Origin of the sequence: Citrobacter sp. W9 (assembly GCF_026719375.1) — a bacterium.
In the GTDB taxonomy this organism is placed as follows: domain Bacteria; phylum Pseudomonadota; class Gammaproteobacteria; order Enterobacterales; family Enterobacteriaceae; genus Citrobacter; species Citrobacter werkmanii.
Genome location: NZ_JAPPTE010000001.1, coordinates 948,687 through 965,327, shown reverse-complemented (window position 1 = coordinate 965,327; position 16,641 = coordinate 948,687). Strand labels below are relative to the sequence as shown.

The 16,641-nt window shown below is 53.4% G+C and carries 14 protein-coding genes; 3 read left to right on the top strand and 11 right to left on the bottom strand.

The features are described 5' to 3' along the window. Positions 1-4: 4 nt before the first annotated feature. From fabD to yceD, 5 genes are all read right to left on the bottom strand, one after another. Entirely contained in the window at positions 5-934 is a 930-nt protein-coding gene (gene fabD / locus OOJ59_RS04515; protein WP_087857783.1) for an ACP S-malonyltransferase, read from the bottom strand. 15 nt (positions 935-949) lie between these two features. After that, positions 950-1,903, bottom strand: a complete 954-nt coding sequence (fabH, locus tag OOJ59_RS04510; protein WP_160955848.1) for a beta-ketoacyl-ACP synthase III — start codon at positions 1,901-1,903, stop codon at positions 950-952. A gap of 77 nt (positions 1,904-1,980) precedes the next feature. Then, entirely contained in the window at positions 1,981-3,060 is a 1,080-nt protein-coding gene (gene plsX / locus OOJ59_RS04505; RefSeq protein WP_074458481.1) for a phosphate acyltransferase PlsX, read from the bottom strand. 122 nt (positions 3,061-3,182) lie between these two features. Then, entirely contained in the window at positions 3,183-3,356 is a 174-nt protein-coding gene (gene rpmF, locus OOJ59_RS04500; RefSeq protein WP_003036242.1) for a 50S ribosomal protein L32, read from the bottom strand. A gap of 16 nt (positions 3,357-3,372) precedes the next feature. Beyond that, complete coding sequence (gene yceD, locus OOJ59_RS04495; RefSeq protein WP_003036239.1) at positions 3,373-3,894, bottom strand: 23S rRNA accumulation protein YceD; 522 nt, start codon at positions 3,892-3,894, stop codon at positions 3,373-3,375. Positions 3,895-4,091: 197 nt separating this feature from the next. On the opposite strand from yceD, the gene OOJ59_RS04490 reads away from it, so the two are divergent. Next, on the top strand, positions 4,092-4,676 hold the full coding sequence (locus tag OOJ59_RS04490; RefSeq protein WP_038639734.1) for a Maf family protein: 585 nt from the start codon (positions 4,092-4,094) through the stop codon (positions 4,674-4,676). An 82-nt stretch (positions 4,677-4,758) separates the two neighbouring features. Here the strand turns inward: OOJ59_RS04490 and rluC are convergent, their stop codons facing one another. Beyond that, positions 4,759-5,712 (bottom strand): 23S rRNA pseudouridine(955/2504/2580) synthase RluC, encoded by a 954-nt coding sequence (rluC, locus tag OOJ59_RS04485; protein WP_167371252.1) that lies wholly within the window; start codon positions 5,710-5,712, stop codon positions 4,759-4,761. Positions 5,713-6,286: 574 nt separating this feature from the next. On the opposite strand from rluC, the gene rne reads away from it, so the two are divergent. Continuing rightward, a complete protein-coding gene (gene rne, locus OOJ59_RS04480) occupies positions 6,287-9,523 on the top strand; it encodes a ribonuclease E (RefSeq protein ID WP_160956026.1) in 3,237 nt (1,078 codons plus the stop codon). A gap of 40 nt (positions 9,524-9,563) precedes the next feature. Here the strand turns inward: rne and OOJ59_RS04475 are convergent, their stop codons facing one another. Then, entirely contained in the window at positions 9,564-10,589 is a 1,026-nt protein-coding gene (locus tag OOJ59_RS04475; protein ID WP_110498363.1) for a LysR family transcriptional regulator, read from the bottom strand. 21 nt (positions 10,590-10,610) lie between these two features. On the opposite strand from OOJ59_RS04475, the gene OOJ59_RS04470 reads away from it, so the two are divergent. Then, on the top strand, positions 10,611-11,810 hold the full coding sequence (locus tag OOJ59_RS04470; protein ID WP_160956027.1) for an MFS transporter: 1,200 nt from the start codon (positions 10,611-10,613) through the stop codon (positions 11,808-11,810). A 77-nt stretch (positions 11,811-11,887) separates the two neighbouring features. Here OOJ59_RS04470 and flgL read toward each other — a convergent pair whose 3' ends face one another. The 4 genes from flgL to OOJ59_RS04450 all read right to left on the bottom strand — a co-directional run bounded on the left by flgL (position 11,888) and on the right by OOJ59_RS04450 (position 16,611). Continuing rightward, positions 11,888-12,841: a flagellar hook-associated protein FlgL gene (gene flgL / locus OOJ59_RS04465; RefSeq protein WP_038639718.1), complete on the bottom strand. Its 954-nt coding sequence runs from the start codon at positions 12,839-12,841 to the stop codon at positions 11,888-11,890. A gap of 14 nt (positions 12,842-12,855) precedes the next feature. Then, entirely contained in the window at positions 12,856-14,520 is a 1,665-nt protein-coding gene (flgK, locus tag OOJ59_RS04460; protein ID WP_069323316.1) for a flagellar hook-associated protein FlgK, read from the bottom strand. Positions 14,521-14,584: 64 nt separating this feature from the next. Then, complete coding sequence (gene flgJ, locus OOJ59_RS04455) at positions 14,585-15,535, bottom strand: flagellar assembly peptidoglycan hydrolase FlgJ (RefSeq protein WP_085048529.1); 951 nt, start codon at positions 15,533-15,535, stop codon at positions 14,585-14,587. Then, entirely contained in the window at positions 15,535-16,611 is a 1,077-nt protein-coding gene (locus OOJ59_RS04450; RefSeq protein WP_160956033.1) for a flagellar basal body P-ring protein FlgI, read from the bottom strand. The genes flgJ and OOJ59_RS04450 overlap by 1 nt, the downstream gene beginning before the upstream one ends. Between the last annotated feature and the right edge of the window lie 30 nt (positions 16,612-16,641).

Here is a 16,641-nt window from a genome sequence, read left to right as displayed (position 1 = left end):
TCTTTTATTGCTCTAGCGCCGCAGACAGCGCCGCCGGCTCATTCAGTGCCGAAGCGGTCAGGGTGTCAACAATACGTTTCGTCAAACCGGTGAGAACTTTACCTGGCCCCACTTCATACAGGTGCTCTACGCCCTGAGATGCCATAAATTCAACGGTTTTGGTCCACTGAACCGGGCTGTACAGTTGACGAACCAGCGCATCGCGAATCGCGTCTGCGGTAGTTTCACACTTCACGTCGACGTTGTTCACAACTGGAACAGTCGGCGCGTTGAAAGTGATTTTTTGCAATTCAACGGCCAGTTTCTCAGCGGCAGGCTTCATCAGCGCGCAGTGAGAAGGCACGCTGACCGGCAACGGCAGCGCACGCTTGGCGCCAGCGGCTTTACAGGCAGCACCTGCACGTTCTACGGCTTCTTTATGCCCGGCGATAACCACCTGACCCGGCGAGTTGAAGTTAACCGGAGAAACGACCTGCCCTTCAGCAGACTCTTCACACGCTTTAGCGATAGAGGCATCGTCCAGACCAATAATCGCAGACATGCCGCCAGTACCTTCCGGTACGGCTTCCTGCATGAATTTGCCGCGCAGTTCAACCAGACGGACGGCATCGGCAAAATCAATTACACCCGCACATACCAGCGCAGAATATTCGCCCAGGCTATGACCTGCCATCAGCGCAGGTGTTTTACCCCCCTGCTGCTGCCATACGCGATACAGCGCGACAGATGCAGCCAATAGCGCTGGCTGCGTCTGCCAGGTTTTATTCAGTTCTTCTGCCGGACCTTGCTGAGTCAACGCCCACAGATCATAGCCCAGCGCAGCTGATGCTTCAGCAAAAGTTTCTTCAACAATTGGGTAGCTTGCTGCCATTTCAGACAACATCCCAACGGTCTGGGAACCCTGCCCCGGAAACACAAATGCAAATTGCGTCATGTTAAAATCCTTATACTAGAAACGAACCAGCGCGGAGCCCCAGGTGAATCCACCCCCGAAGGCTTCAAGCAATACCAACTGCCCGGCTTTGATACGCCCGTCGCGGACGGCTTCGTCCAGTGCGCACGGTACGGAAGCCGCGGACGTATTGCCATGTCTGTCCAGTGTAACGACGACATTATCCATCGACATGCCCAGCTTTTTCGCTGTCGCGCTGATAATGCGCAGGTTTGCCTGATGCGGCACCAGCCAGTCCAGCGCAGAACGGTCGAGATTATTGGCTTCCAGCGTTTCATCAACGATGTGGGCAAGCTCGGTCACCGCGACTTTAAATACTTCGTTACCCGCCATCGTCAGGTGGATCGGGTTATCCGGATTTACGCGATCGGCGTTAGGCAGCGTCAACAGCTCACCGTAACGACCATCAGCATGTAGATGCGTGGAGAGAATACCCGGCTCTTCGGATGCGCTCAGTACCACCGCGCCCGCGCCGTCACCAAAGATAATGATCGTCCCACGATCGGTCGGATCACAAGTACGAGCAAGAACATCAGATCCAACGACCAGCGCATGCTTCACTGCGCCAGACTTAACGTACTGATCGGCAACGCTCAGGGCATAGGTAAAACCGGCACAAGCGGCCGCAACGTCAAACGCCGGACAGCCTTTGATCCCCAGCATACTTTGGATCTGGCATGCCGCGCTTGGAAATGCGTGTGTGGATGATGTGGTGGCAACCACAATCAGACCAATTTCGTCTTTGTCGATGCCCGCCATTTCCAGCGCACGGTTTGCGGCGGCAAAGCCCATCGTCGCAACTGTTTCATTTGGCGCTGCAATGTGGCGTTCACGGATACCTGTACGAGTGACGATCCACTCATCAGATGTCTCGACCATTTTTTCCAAATCGGCGTTAGTACGCACTTGTTCAGGCAGATAGCTGCCGGTACCAATAATCTTCGTATACATGTACGCTCAGTCACTTTTTGGTTATATACCGCCACGAGCAAAACGCTGGTACGCTGACAGCTTTCACAAACGCGCTATTATCTGTGCGGTCGTGAGTTTGCGCTTTCGCCACCGTCCAGCAGTTCGAATCCAGCTGGGTATACAGATTCCAGGCGAGCGGCAATTCGCTGAGGAACTTGTCGCTGCACCGCCTGCACTGCCTGTTCAATCGCGACCTCAAATGCTCGCTGATTAGCCGCACCATGACTCTTAATCACCGTGCCGCGCAATCCTAACAGACAGGCGCCATTATACTGGTCGGGGTTGAGGTGACTAAATCGCCTTGTCAGGCTTTTTTGTAACCAACGTTTTAATAAAAGCAGCCACCACGACCGTTTTTTGCCCTCACCCTGAGATTTCAGCAGTGAAAGGAACATTCTGACAACACCTTCCATCGTCTTTAATGTGACATTACCTGTAAAGCCGTCACAGACCAGTACATCAGTTTTGCCAGTCAGTAACTCATTGGCTTCAAGATAGCCTATATAGTTAATGGAAGGGATTGTTTTTAGCACCGCAGAAGCATCCCGAATACTGTCGAGACCTTTAGTTTCTTCTTCGCCGATGTTGAGCAACGCAACGCGAGGATTAGCAATCCCAACGACTTCTTCTGCCAGCACGGAACCCATAACGGCAAATTGCACCAACATCGTGCTATCACAATCCACGTTGGCGCCTAAATCCAGCACCACCGTTTTGCCCTTTTGCTGATGCGGTAAAACCGTCACCAACGCAGGACGCTCAATACCCTCAAGGGGTTTGAGCAATAACTTCGCAAGTCCCATTAGCGCGCCGGTATTACCAGCACTCACACAGGCTTGCGCTCGACCTTCTTTCACGAGCTCCAGGGCAACACGCATTGAGCTTCCACGACTGGCGCGAATAGCCTGCGAGGGCCGGGCATCACTGGCAATAACTGACTGAGCAGGGACAATCTGCAGACGTGAACGTTGTTCGAAGTCAGCTTTGGCAAGTAATGGCGTGATTGTATCGGGATCCCCGACTAAAAGAAGTGTGAGTTGCGAATTAGAATTCAGTGCCTGCAATGCTGCAGGCACTGTCACGGTAGGGCCAAAATCTCCCCCCATGACATCTAACGCCAGGGTTAGATGTGTCAAGGTATCGTCGCTGCCCGGTTAGGTGTTTCCCCAGTTACCCGGGGAAAGCCTCACTAAGCTTCATCACGCGTGCGCTCTCTGTCTTTCTCACCGAAGCGGGAAATCCATTGAGTCATGCGTGATTACTTAGCGATTACCTTACGGCCACGGTAGAAACCGTCGGCAGTGATGTGGTGACGCAGGTGTTGTTCACCAGAAGTTTTGTCTACAGACAGGCTGGTGACTGCGGTCAGAGCGTCATGAGAACGACGCATGCCACGTTTGGAACGGGTTGGTTTATTCTGTTGTACGGCCATGGACCTTACTCCTCAATTACTTACGCTTTAAGCTGGCTAATACGGCAAATGGGTTTGGTTTTTGCGCTTCATCAGGCAATTCGCCAAAGACCATGTCCGCCTCGGACACTTCACAGTGTTCAGAATCATGCACCGGAACTACCGGCAAGGAGAGGATAATCTCATCTTCAACCATTGCAAGCAGATCGATTTCACCGAATTCGTTAACCTCAATCGGCTCATACGCTTCCGGGAGTGCTTCAGCCTGTTCGTCAGAACGGACAGGACTAAAACAATATGTTGTGTGAACATGAAGTGGGAACGGTTTCCCGCAACGCTGACATTCGAGCGTAACCGACACTTTCGCATCACCGGTTATCACGGCAAGGCGCTGGTTATCGATAGCGAACGACATGGAGCATTCCACATCACTGTCCACACTGACCACAGAATCGGCGACGCGCTCAACCAGATCAGAAGTATAGATACCTTCATAATCGAGGCGTTTTTGAGCCGTACGAACCGGATCAAGAGTCAGGGGTAATTTTACCTTTTGCATAGGGCGCGCATATTAACTTTGTAACGTCATATAGTCAAAGAAAAAGGCAGCCTGAGGTTGCCTTTTGCCAATAATTCGCACACATTGCGGGTCATCGACTTAAAATCGCTCAAGACAAGCCAATACAGCCAGCTTGTAGGACGAAGTCCATAGTTTAAAATGGCTCTCATCAATACGCTATATGCGAGGGGAAAAATATGCCTCAACTTATACTTGCCTCGACCTCTCCCTGGCGTCGCGCTTTACTTGAAAAACTGGCAATTCCGTTTGAATGCGCGGCTCCTGAGGTGGATGAAACGCCGTTACCCGGCGAAGCGCCACGCCATTTAGTCTCGCGACTGGCGCAACAAAAAGCGCAATCTCTCGCCCAACGTTATCCAGCGCATCTGATTATTGGCTCCGATCAAATTTGTGTTCTTGATGGTGAAATAACCGGCAAACCATTAACAGAAGAAAATGCGCGCCAACAATTGCTCAAAGCCCGTGGCAATATTGTGACGTTTTACACCGGACTGGCGCTTTATAATTCAGCCACCGGACATTTACAAACTGAGGTCGAGCCGTTCGACGTTCATTTTCGGCATTTAAGCGAAACGGAAATTGATGATTACCTGCGCAAAGAACGCCCGCTACATTGTGCCGGCAGTTTTAAAAGTGAGGGGTTAGGTATTGCTCTCTTTGAGCGTCTCGAGGGGCGCGACCCCAATACGCTGATCGGCCTGCCGCTGATCGCATTGTGTCAAATGCTGCGCCGGGAAGAGATGAACCCGCTGAACGCCTAGTTAATCTACCTGATGGCGACGCGATGCGTCTTATCAGGCCTACGGCGCATAACGCGATTGCAGGCCTGATAAGCAACGCGCATCAGGCTTTGCTACGTAACACCTCAAGGCAGCGCTTCAACTGTTTATCCATTGGCGCTTCAACACGCATCACTTCGCCCGTCCCCGGATGGGTGAATTTCAACGCCGCGGCATGAAGGAACAGCCTGTTCAGTCCGGTATCCGCGAGTTGTTTATCGAACTCACGGTCGCCATAGCGATCGTCAAAGGCTATCGGATGCCCGGCATATTGGGTATGCACACGGATCTGGTGCGTGCGCCCTGTGACCGGGCTACAGCGCACAAGCGTGGCAAACGCATAGCGCTCTTCCACCTTAAAGCGTGTTTCCGACGGTTTGCCTTCCTGATTCACCCGCACGATACGCTCGCCGCTTTGCAAAATGTTCTTCAACAGCGGCGCCTGCACGGTTTTGACATGCGACTGCCACTGGCCTCTCACCAGCGCCAGGTAGTCTTTTTGCATCCCTTTTTCACGCAGCTGTTCATGTAACGAACGTAAGGCTGAGCGTTTTTTAGCAACCAGCAGCACACCGGAGGTATCGCGGTCCAGGCGATGCACCAGTTCGAGGAAACGCGCTTCCGGACGTAACGCGCGTAAACCTTCAATAACACCGAAGCTTAATCCGCTTCCGCCATGTACGGCCGTTCCTGAAGGTTTGTTAAGCACCAGAATATGATCATCTTCATATAAAATGACATCAGTCAGCGCCGCAACCTTCTGCAGATTTGGGGAAATAGTCTCTTCTTCACGTTCGGCGACACGCACAGGTGGAATACGCACGATGTCCCCATCTTCGAGTTTGTACTCGGGTTTAATGCGCTTTTTATTCACCCGCACTTCGCCTTTACGCAAAATGCGATAAATCATACTTTTCGGCACACCCTTAAGTTGAGTGCGTAAAAAGTTGTCGATGCGTTGCCCTGCTTCGTCAGCAGTGATAGCAACTGTTTTTACGGCTGGAGTCTCTGTTTTCATGGGGGCCGATTTTAAATAGCCATCAAGATTCGCGCCACACATTTTTCTATGCTTATATTAACTGCTATACCCTATTACTTAAGTTTGACATAACCGATTTGGTGGTTATTAAACCAATCACTACGCGGAAGTGAAAAAACTGTGAGTAACCGGGTGATAAATGGCAAAAGTCATCTTGCTATAACAAGGTTAGCAGTGGAATAATGAGGTTGTCTCCGTGTTGAATCTTGTTAAAACAAGACCTTTTCCGGAATGACCCAATTTTGCCCGACCGATCATCAACGCAGCAATGGCGTAAGACGTATTGATCTTTCAGGCAGTTAGCGGGCTGCGGGTTGCAGTCCTTACCGGTAATAAGGAAGCTTTTCTGGAGAGTAACACCCAGACTGTTCCCCTGATAATTGCGCTGTGTTTCCGTATGAAATACAGGCAACCGACACTCTGCGCCTCTTTGAGCTGACGATAACCGTGAGGTTGGCGACGCGAATAGACACGAGGCCATCGGTTCACACCCGGAAAGGCATTACTCTGCCCGCAGCTTAGTCGTCAATGTAAGAATAATGAGTAAGTTACGATGAAAAGAATGTTAATTAACGCGACTCAGCAGGAAGAGTTGCGTGTCGCCCTTGTAGATGGGCAACGTCTGTACGATCTGGATATCGAAAGTCCCGGACACGAACAGAAAAAAGCCAACATCTATAAAGGGAAAATTACCCGTATTGAACCGAGTCTGGAAGCTGCTTTTGTTGATTACGGCGCTGAACGTCACGGTTTCCTTCCGTTAAAAGAAATTGCCCGCGAATACTTCCCTGCTAACTACAACTCCCATGGTCGTCCCAACATTAAAGATGTGTTGCGCGAAGGTCAGGAAGTCATTGTTCAGATCGATAAAGAAGAACGCGGCAATAAAGGCGCTGCGCTGACCACCTTTATCAGCCTGGCGGGTAGTTATCTGGTTCTGATGCCGAACAACCCGCGCGCGGGCGGCATCTCCCGTCGTATTGAAGGCGATGACCGCACCGAATTAAAAGAAGCGCTGGCAAGCCTGGAACTGCCTGATGGTATGGGGCTTATTGTGCGTACCGCAGGTGTCGGCAAATCCGCCGAAGCGCTGCAATGGGACCTGAGCTTCCGCCTGAAACACTGGGAAGCCATTCAAAAAGCCGCCGACAGCCGCCCTGCTCCGTTCCTGATTCACCAGGAAAGCAACGTCATCGTCCGCGCATTCCGTGACTATTTACGTCAGGATATTGGCGAAATCCTCATTGATAACCCGAAAGTCATGGAGATGGCGCGTCAGCACATCGCCGCGCTGGGTCGTCCGGATTTCAGCAGCAAAATCAAACTGTACACCGGTGAAATCCCGCTGTTCAGCCACTATCAAATTGAATCTCAGATAGAGTCCGCGTTCCAGCGCGAAGTGCGTCTGCCGTCCGGCGGCTCCATCGTCATCGACAGCACTGAAGCCCTTACCGCTATCGATATCAACTCCGCACGCGCGACCCGCGGCGGCGACATCGAAGAAACCGCATTCAACACCAACCTGGAAGCAGCTGATGAAATTGCGCGTCAGCTGCGTCTGCGCGACCTCGGCGGCCTGATTGTCATCGACTTTATCGATATGACGCCGGTTCGCCACCAGCGTGCGGTTGAAAACCGCCTGCGTGAAGCCGTGCGCCAGGACCGAGCGCGTATTCAGATCAGCCATATTTCTCGCTTCGGCCTGCTGGAGATGTCCCGCCAGCGTCTGAGCCCGTCTCTGGGTGAGTCCAGCCATCACGTCTGCCCGCGCTGCTCCGGCACCGGTACCGTGCGTGATAACGAATCTCTGTCGCTGTCTATTCTGCGTCTGATTGAAGAAGAAGCGCTGAAAGAGAATACCCAGGAAGTTCACGCTATCGTTCCTGTGCCGATTGCCTCTTATCTGCTCAACGAAAAGCGTACTGCGGTCAACGCCATCGAGACGCGTCAGAATGGCGTGCGCTGTGTAATCGTGCCAAACGATCAGATGGAAACCCCGCACTATTCCGTGCTGCGCGTCCGCAAAGGCGAAGAAACGCCAACCCTGAGCTACTTGCTGCCGAAGCTGCACGAAGAAGCAATGGAACTGCCGTCAGAACAAGAGTATGTCGAGCGTAAACAGCCAGAGCAACCGGCACTCGCGACCTTTGCTATGCCAGACGTGCCGCCAGCGCCAACCGTGCAAGAACCCGCTGTTAAAGCCGCTGCGCCTAAAGCTGCTGCCGCCACCGCAGCAACAGCCTCTCAGCCTGGTTTGATTAGCCGTTTCTTCAGCGCACTGAAGTCTATCTTCGGCGGTAACGAAGAAGCGAAGCCGGTTGAACAACCTGCACCGAAAGCTGAAGAGAAGACGGAACGTCAGCAGGACCGCCGTAAACCACGTCAAAATAATCGTCGCGATCGTAACGATCGTCGTGATAACCGCGATAACCGTGGCGATCGTGATAACCGTAACGAACGTGCGGAAAACGGCGAAAATCGCGATGACAATCGTCGTAACCGTCGTCAGGCCCAGCAGCAAAATGCGGAAGCGCGCGATAATCGCCAGCAATCCAGTGATGTCGCTGACAAAGCGAAATCAGGTGATGAGCAGCAGACCCCGCGTCGCGAGCGCAACCGTCGCCGCAACGATGACAAGCGTCAGGCGCAGCAGGAAGTTAAAGAGCTGAACCTGGCTGAACAACAAGCGCAGGATACCGAGCAGGAAGAGCGCGTACGTCAGCCTCAGACCCGTCGTAAACAGCGTCAGTTGAACCAGAAAGTGCGTTATACAGACAGCACGGCGGTTGAAGCCGAAGTGGCAACTACCGCTGCGGCAGCTGAGGTCGTTGTCGCTCAAGCCGTTGAGCAGTCCGTACCGACTCCGCGTACCGAACTGGCGAAAGTTGATCTGCCAGCCGTTGTCGCACCTGAGCAGGAAGACAACAGCGAAGCGCGTGACTCCAACGGTATGCCACGTCGTTCCCGCCGCTCCCCTCGCCATCTGCGCGTAAGTGGACAGCGTCGTCGTCGTTATCGTGACGAGCGTTATCCGACTCAGTCGCCAATGCCGCTGACCGTCGCCTGTGCTTCTCCTGAATTGGCATCCGGTAAAGTATGGATCAGCTACCCTGTCGTTCGTCCGCAGGATCAGCAGGTTGAAGAACAACGCGAGCAGGAAATTCACCAGGAGCAAACTGCCTCTGTCGCAGTAGAGCCTCAGGTTGCTGCGGCTGCCGTTGAGCACATTGCGGACACTCCTGCGCCGGTTGAAGCCGTGCAGCCAGAGGAAGTTGTAGCGGAACCTCAGATTGCCGTTGTTGAAACCACGCATCCGGAAGTCATTGCGACCCCGGTTGAAGAACAACCGCAAATTATCGCTGAATCTGACGCACCTGTAGCTGAAGAGATCGCCGCTGAAGCTCAACCGGTCGCTGAAACCCCGGCTGAAGAGCCTGCGGAAATCGTTGTCTCCCGGCCGGAGGTGGTTGAAGAAGTTGCACAAGTCGCGCAAGCAGCACCTGTTGTGGAAGAAGTCGCTGTGCCGCAGGAAGTTGTTGCTGCGCCGGTTGTAGAAGCTGAAGTCGTTAAGTCTGACGTTGTCGCAACAAGCGTTGACGCCGAGCACCTTCACAGCCATGCGACTGCGCCGATGACCCGCGCTCCCGCGCCGGATTATGTGCCAGAAGCGCCGCGTCATAGCGACTGGCAGCGCCCGCCATTCGCCTTTGAAGGCAAAGGCGCCGCCGGTGGACACAGTGCCACGCATCAGGCCACTGCGCCGGCAACACGCCCGCAGCCGGTTGAATAAGTCATAATCAACATCAAAGCCGACCTTAGGGTCGGCTTTTTTATATCGGCTCTACGCGTTTCATCCCGGTTAATTGCGGCATAACATCCTTCATTAACGCTAAAAATTTGCGCAACCGTGTCGGATAGTAACGCGCCCAGGGATAAACCAGATGCACCGGCAACGAGGCTGCCCGCCACTCGGGTAGCAGCATAACTAAACGTCCGTTGGCGATATCTTCTTCAACCATCCAGCTTGAAACAATCGTCACCCCCAGCCCCGCCAGCGCGGCATTTCTTGCCACATAAATACTGTCCGTACTTAATCTGGGTGAAATAGTCAGCGTGGCAGGTTCATTACGCGCCTGATGTAGCAACGAAACGCTATGCTGAAAAAACGTGTTCACTGCAATCCACGGCAGCGCGGATAACTGCTCAGGGTGCGAAATTTCGCCATATTGCTCCAGCAATACAGGACTCGCCACCATGCTACGGGGAACTTCAGCCAGTAAAACGGAAACCGTGGCCGGATCGACTTCCGCGCCAACCCGAATCGCGCAATCAATATTATCGCTCAGGAAATCAACGGTTTTGTCGTTAAGCATCCACTCCACCGATAACTGTGGATAGCGCGAAAGAAACTGCAACAGCGGCTCAAGGAGCTGTTGCTGTCCAAACGCATGCGGCGCCCGTACGCGCAACGTCCCCACCGGTTCATCTTCCGTGACATTAAGTCCATCTTCCAGCGCCAGCCAGGCATCGATGATATTTTTGGCGTGCTGGTAACCGCGCTCTCCATCGTCGGTTAATTTCATCGCATGCGTGGTACGCATGATCAGTTTCACACCCAGCAGAGTTTCCAGGGATTGCAACCGTCGGCTTACCGTCGCTTGCGTTGTCCCCATCTGTTTTGCCGCTGCCGAAAGCGATCCTGCTTCAACGATACGCACAAACGTGCGCATCAATTCCACCCTATCTATACGTTCAGTTTTTATCATTACCAGTTTCTTCATACGTCTGACGTATAACTGTTTTACCACTGCGCTCGCTACCGCACCACCCGCAGAAGGATAAAAATAGCCGCACATCCTGTGATTGAGGAATCATTTGTGAACACACACACCGCACTTTCCCGTTGGGTCATTTTCGTTCTGGCATCAGGTGCCGGATTCAGTGTCGCTGCTATCTACTATGCCCAGCCCCTTCTGCCTTTAATGGGTCAGGATCTGAACTTAAGTATCACCGGCATGGGACTGGTTCCGACGCTGACCCAGGCGGGATACGCGCTGGGTATTCTGTTTTTATTGCCATTGGGCGATCGTTATGACCGCCGGACATTAATCCTGCTGAAAAGTATCTCTCTTGCCGTACTGCTTCTGGCATGCAGCTTTACCGGGCAGTTACATTCACTGCTAATAGTGAGCCTGTTGATGGGCATGGCGGCAACAATGGCGCAGGATATCGTTCCCGCGGCGGCTATTCTGGCGCCGGAAGGCAAACAGGGAAAAACGGTGGGCACGGTGATGACAGGCCTGCTGTTGGGGATTTTACTCTCGCGTACCGTTAGCGGACTGGTGGGTGAAGCGTTTGGCTGGCGTGAGATGTACCAACTTGCCGCCGCCAGTATTGCCATGATTACCGTAATTATGTGGAAGGCGCTGCCTCGTTTTACGGCCCATTCTACGCTGAGCTACCCGTCATTGATGCTCTCTATGGCGCAGCTCTGGCAACGGTATCCCGCATTGCGCCGCGCGGCGATGGCACAGGGCTTTCTGTCCATAGCCTTCAGCGCTTTCTGGTCCACGCTGGCGGTGATGTTATCTGAACATTATCACATGGGTAGCGCTATGGCGGGCGCGTTTGGTATCGCGGGAGCCGCCGGTGCGCTTGCCGCGCCGTTGGCGGGTCATCTGGCCGATAAAGTGGGCGCAGCAAAAGTGACGCAGTTAGGTGCTTTGCTGGTAACCGTCTCTTTCGCACTGATGTTCTTGTTACCCGCCCTGCCAGTACAGGGGCAGTGGCTGCTGATTGCTGTTTCGGCGGTCGGTTTTGATCTCGGATTGCAATCCAGCCTGGTTGCCCACCAGAACCTGGTTTATGGCCTGGAGCCTCAGGCCCGGGGCCGTCTGAATGCGCTGCTGTTTACTATGGTGTTCATTGGTATGGCGCTGGGTTCCGTTCTCGGGAGTCAGGTCTATGCGCTGGCAAACTGGGAAGGTGTGGTGACGCTGGCAACCATCAGCGGTGCGCTTGCGCTGGTAATAAGGCTGACGGGAAATCTGTCGCTTAGCAAAACAACGGTAGCCTAAAAAAATGCCCGCTCCTGGGTGTTAAGGGAGCGGGCAGACAAACATACCCAGTTTCAAGATATGTTCAAAAAGAGTTATTACCGATTAAGCTGGAACAACGACATTCCCTGCATATCGGTAAATGCTTTATAAGAGGCCTGAAGTGCGGCCTGTTGCATGACGTAGGACGAAATCGCCGCATTCCAGTCGACATCCACCAGGTTGCTCATCTGTTGGGTTTGGCCTAACGCACGATCGGCTCCCAGTGAATCCAGTGAGCTCAGTTCACTCAGTTGGGTACCCAATTCTGCGCGAACGGAAAGCACGTTATTCAGTGAGTTTTTCAAACCACGATTGGTTTTATCGATAGCTGCTGCGGCCTTATCCTTAGCCACATCATCACCCGCAATAGGAATTTTTAGCTCTGCAATCGCGCTATCCAGCATTTTGAACAGGTTCTTTTCCTGGGTGCTACCCGGTGGTTCCGGTACGGCGTTGCTGGTCAGGCTGGCGAAGATTTTGTCGCCCGTGTGACCAATGACCATGGTACGGGAAGCATCAACCTGCTGGGTCACATTTGTTGTTCCACCGCTATAGGAACCATCAGCCTGGGCAAACGGGGCGGATTCGGTTTTATATCCGCCAAAAATGTAGCGCCCATTACCGTCGGTGCTGTTCGCCAGGTTCATCAGTTGATCGCGGATACCCTGCAAATCAGTGGCCAACGATGCACGGTCATCATCACTTAATGTACCGTTACCGGCATAAACAATTTTCTCCTGCGCAGCCTGAATAGCCGTTGTTACCTGGCTCAGTACGTTCTCTTCCAGCGAGACTTTCTGCGTCGCGAATGTACGCGCCAGCGTGTACTGGCTGTTCTGCGCCTGAGCCTGAGAAAGCACTACGGCCTGCGACGCGGCAATCGGATCGTCAGACGGGCTGATCACGCGTTTGCCGGTCGACATCTGCTCGCCGAACTTCATCCATTCAGCCTGAGAGTTAGTGATGCCACGCATATTCTGCTGGTACATCATCTGGGTGCTGATACGCATTGTGTCCCTCTCCCTTAGCGAATATTAATCAATGCATCAAACAGCGCATTCGCAGTTTGCAATACCTGTGCGTTAGCCAGGTAATACTGCTGATAACGCTGCAAATTACCGTATTCTTCGTCGAGGTTTACCCCGGAAATCGACTGCTGCTGGTTATAAAGCTGCTTGACCACATTGTTTTGCGTGGTACTGCTGGTTTTCAGCGTCGCCGTTTTGTTGCCCACGTCGCTCACCAGAGTGGCGTAAGCGTCATTAAAGGTTTTATTACCAACAGTTGCCTTGGTTTGCAGATCCAGCAGTTTCTGACCGTTACGGTTATCGCTTGCACCTGTATCTGCAGCAGGATCAGTGCTTTTCTCTGACGCCATGGCGATTTTCGACTCGTCTGTCACCATGACTTTCATATCAACAATAGCGTTGCTCACGGGTTTCAGAATAAAGCTGTCGTTATCGTTAGCGCCGGTTGGATTAGCCTTAACCGTTACCTTCAGACCATCAATATCCAGTTTACCGTTCGCATCAGGTTTAGCTTCAAACGTGGTGTTATCGGCCAGACGCGTCACCTGCCATTTGCCGCCGCTAAACACAACTTTATAGTCGGTAGCCTGCACTTTCGAACTGTCATCAACCTCAGCACTTAATTCTGCTTTACCGGTATTTTTAGCGTTACTCAGTACGGACGGGCTGCCGATAGCAAAGAAATCTTTACCCGCATCGCCGTTAGCATCAAAACCTTCTTTATGCTGGGTGTTAAACGCATCGGCAAACGCCAGCGCCAGTTGGCCCAGCGTGTTACGCGTTTGATCCAGTTCCTGCGAACGGAAGGTGAGCAGTCCACCCAATGAACCGGTATTCAGCAGTTTCTCAGGGATCTCAACCGCTCCGGCAACGCCATCCACATACGCAACGGTTGTACGCGAAGGATCGTCACTGGAAGGCACTGCCGCCAGTTGGCGCGCATTGCTGCCCTGCACCAATGAATAACCGTTCGCCATGGTTACGTTGTAAGTGCCGCCGTCCTGAACGCTGACTTCCACGCCGACAAGCTGGTTCAGTTCACTGACCAGTTGGTCGCGCTGATCGAGCAGATCGTTAGGGGATGCCCCCGCCCCAACACCGGTCAGACGAGAAATCTGGTCGTTAAGGCTGGCGATTTGTTTCGAGTAGTTGTTGATCTGATCGACGCTGGCTTTGATAGCGGTATTAACCTGCTTATCCTGATCGCGCAGATACTGATCGGTCGTTTTAAACTGATTCACCAAACCGTCAGCTTTACCGATCAGCGCCTGGCGTGCCGCCGGATCTTCGGCGTTACTGACCAGCGTTTGCAGACTGGTAAAAAAGTCCTGCATTGAGGTCGAAATCGAACTGGTTTTGCTGGACAGCAGGTTGTCGATTTTCGACATTTGCTCATAACGGGTCGTCAGACCGCTGCTCTGGTTTTGCGCTGCCCGCAGCTGATTGGTGATAAACGAGTCATACTCGCGCTGCACGCCAGAAACATAGACGCCATTGCCTACCCAGCCCCCCGCACCCAGCGTGCTGTTCGCTTGCGCCATAATTGTCGTTTGTCGGGTATATCCGGCGACGTTATAGCTGGAGATGTTATTACTGGCAGTGTTCAACGCGGCCTGCGCTGCGCTGAGTCCACTCATCGCGTTATTAATCAAGCTGGACATGGAGGTTCCTTGTAATCCTTCAATACTCGTTATTATCGGCAGCAGGTCGGTAGACTTGAGCTATTTAAAAGAGATTATCGATGTTCGTGCTGTAGGTTTTGCTCACCTTTTCACTCATCGATTTCAACTGCTGGATCATGCTGGTTAATTTCCGCGCATAGTTAGGGTCGGTAGCGTAACCGGCATTTTGCAGGGCCTGCGCGCCCTGCTCAGCGGTTGCAGCTGCGGTTACCGCCGCATAGCGCGGGTTACGGGAAATCAGCCCGACATAATCCGACAGCGCCTCAAGGTAAGAGCTATAGACGCGGAATCTGGCTTTCACCTTTTTCGCCTCGCCGTTTTCATATTCGGTGGTGGTGATTTCGGTCGTTGGTCCCTTCCAGCCTCCCGAAGCCTTCACGCCAAAAATGTTGAAGCTCGGTTCGCCGTTTTCCCGGCGAATTTGCCGCTGGCCCCATCCGGACTCCAGCGCCGCCTGCGCCAGAATCAGATGATGCGGAACGCCGCTTTGCTGACTCGCCAGTTTTGCCGGCAGCGACAGCTGGGCGAGGAAGTCTTTACTGTCGCCCGACAGCGGCTCATCATTACTTTCCGTCGTCCTCGGGATGGCTTTGCGCACCAGTTGCGTCAGCGCCTGGTTTTGATAGCTGGTCACCGTTTCCAGCGGAAACTTCATCGGCACCTGTGGCGCATCATCAGCAGGTTGCGCTTGTCCTTGCGTCATCTGCTTAACCATCATTTCAGCCAGTCCCAGGCCTTTGCCTGCGGTCATCTGCTGCGCAATTTGTTGGTCATACATGCTGGTATACAAACGCGTTGAATCGCTGCTAAACACACCATCTTTCGGCAACGCTTCACGCATGCTTTTCAGCATCATCTGCACGAACATCCCTTCAACCTGACGGGCCACGGGGCGAATATTCGCCGCCGGATCCTGACCCGCTTTCGCTTTCAGTTCGTTCAGTGCTTGCGCATCCCAGGCGGCGCTGGTCAGCAGTTTGCTGTCGCCAATCATCAGATGATTTCCAGTTTGGCGCGTAAGCAACCCGCGCTCTGCATCGATTGTAGAATGGACATCAGATCCATCGGCGTCGCCCCCAGCGCATTCAGCGCGCGCACGACGTTGTTCAGATTGGCGCTGGAACGTACGCTTTGCAGCGAGCCGCCGCTCTGGCGCAGATCGATCTGCGTTTGTGGCGTCACTACGGTCTGTCCGCCGCCAAACGGCGTATCCGGCTGGCTGACGTTTGCCTGGCGGTTTACCGTAATCGATAAGTTACCCTGCGCTACGGCACAGCTATCCAGCGTGACTTCACGGTTCATGACTACAGATCCCGTACGCGAGTTGATAATGACCTTCGCGTCCTGCGGCGTGACGTTCACCTCCATATTCTGGATGTCGGCAAGGAAGCGTACCTGCGAACTGTTGCCGCTTGGCACACGCACTTGTATGGTCCGGGCATCCAGCGCCGTCGCACTGCCAAAGCCACGCGTGCGATTAATGGTGTCGGTAATCTGCTGCGCCATAGTGAAATCTTCATTATTGAGCTGCAGATTAATAGTGTTGCCGCCGCCGAACTGGCTGGGCAACTCACGTTCGATGGTCGCGCCGTTGGTGATGCGTCCGCCATTGAGCTGGTTAACTTGCACGCTACTGCCACCCGCAGCCGCGCCCGCACCGCCAACCAGAATATTCCCTTGCGCCAAGGCATATACCTGGCTATCGACCCCTTTCAGCGGAGTCATCAGCAGCGTTCCGCCGCGCAGGCTTTTGGCGTTCCCCATGGAAGAGACCACCACGTCAATGGTTTGCCCCTGGCGACCAAAAGCTGGAAACTGCGCGGTAACCATCACCGCCGCCACGTTTTTCAGCTGCATATTGGTGCCGGTTGGTACGGTGATCCCCAACTGCGACAGCATATTATTGAGCGTTTGCGTCGTAAACGGCGTCTGTGTGGTCTGGTCACCGGTACCATCCAGCCCGACCACCAGCCCGTAACCTATCAACGAGTTTTCCCGCACGCCCTGCACGCTGGTCAGGTCACGAATACGGTCGGCATGCGCAAAGGCGGTTGCCAGTACCAGTACCATTCCAACAAGAGATTTAAACACCGGGTACCT

What these genes read in the sequence shown, in the direction of transcription:
- OOJ59_RS04450 (WP_160956033.1), bottom strand. Translation starts at nt 16,611, where the DNA reads ATGGTACTGGTACTGGCAACCGCCTTTGCGCATGCCGACCGTATTCGT.
- fabH (WP_160955848.1), bottom strand. Translation starts at nt 1,903, where the DNA reads ATGTATACGAAGATTATTGGTACCGGCAGCTATCTGCCTGAACAAGTG.
- rluC (WP_167371252.1), bottom strand. Translation starts at nt 5,712, where the DNA reads ATGAAAACAGAGACTCCAGCCGTAAAAACAGTTGCTATCACTGCTGAC.
- flgL (WP_038639718.1), bottom strand. Translation starts at nt 12,841, where the DNA reads ATGCGTATCAGCACCCAGATGATGTACCAGCAGAATATGCGTGGCATC.
- OOJ59_RS04490 (WP_038639734.1), top strand. Translation starts at nt 4,092, where the DNA reads ATGCCTCAACTTATACTTGCCTCGACCTCTCCCTGGCGTCGCGCTTTA.
- rne (WP_160956026.1), top strand. Translation starts at nt 6,287, where the DNA reads ATGAAAAGAATGTTAATTAACGCGACTCAGCAGGAAGAGTTGCGTGTC.
- yceD (WP_003036239.1), bottom strand. Translation starts at nt 3,894, where the DNA reads ATGCAAAAGGTAAAATTACCCCTGACTCTTGATCCGGTTCGTACGGCT.
- fabD (WP_087857783.1), bottom strand. Translation starts at nt 934, where the DNA reads ATGACGCAATTTGCATTTGTGTTTCCGGGGCAGGGTTCCCAGACCGTT.
- flgK (WP_069323316.1), bottom strand. Translation starts at nt 14,520, where the DNA reads ATGTCCAGCTTGATTAATAACGCGATGAGTGGACTCAGCGCAGCGCAG.
- flgJ (WP_085048529.1), bottom strand. Translation starts at nt 15,535, where the DNA reads ATGATTGGCGACAGCAAACTGCTGACCAGCGCCGCCTGGGATGCGCAA.
- OOJ59_RS04475 (WP_110498363.1), bottom strand. Translation starts at nt 10,589, where the DNA reads ATGTGCGGCTATTTTTATCCTTCTGCGGGTGGTGCGGTAGCGAGCGCA.
- rpmF (WP_003036242.1), bottom strand. Translation starts at nt 3,356, where the DNA reads ATGGCCGTACAACAGAATAAACCAACCCGTTCCAAACGTGGCATGCGT.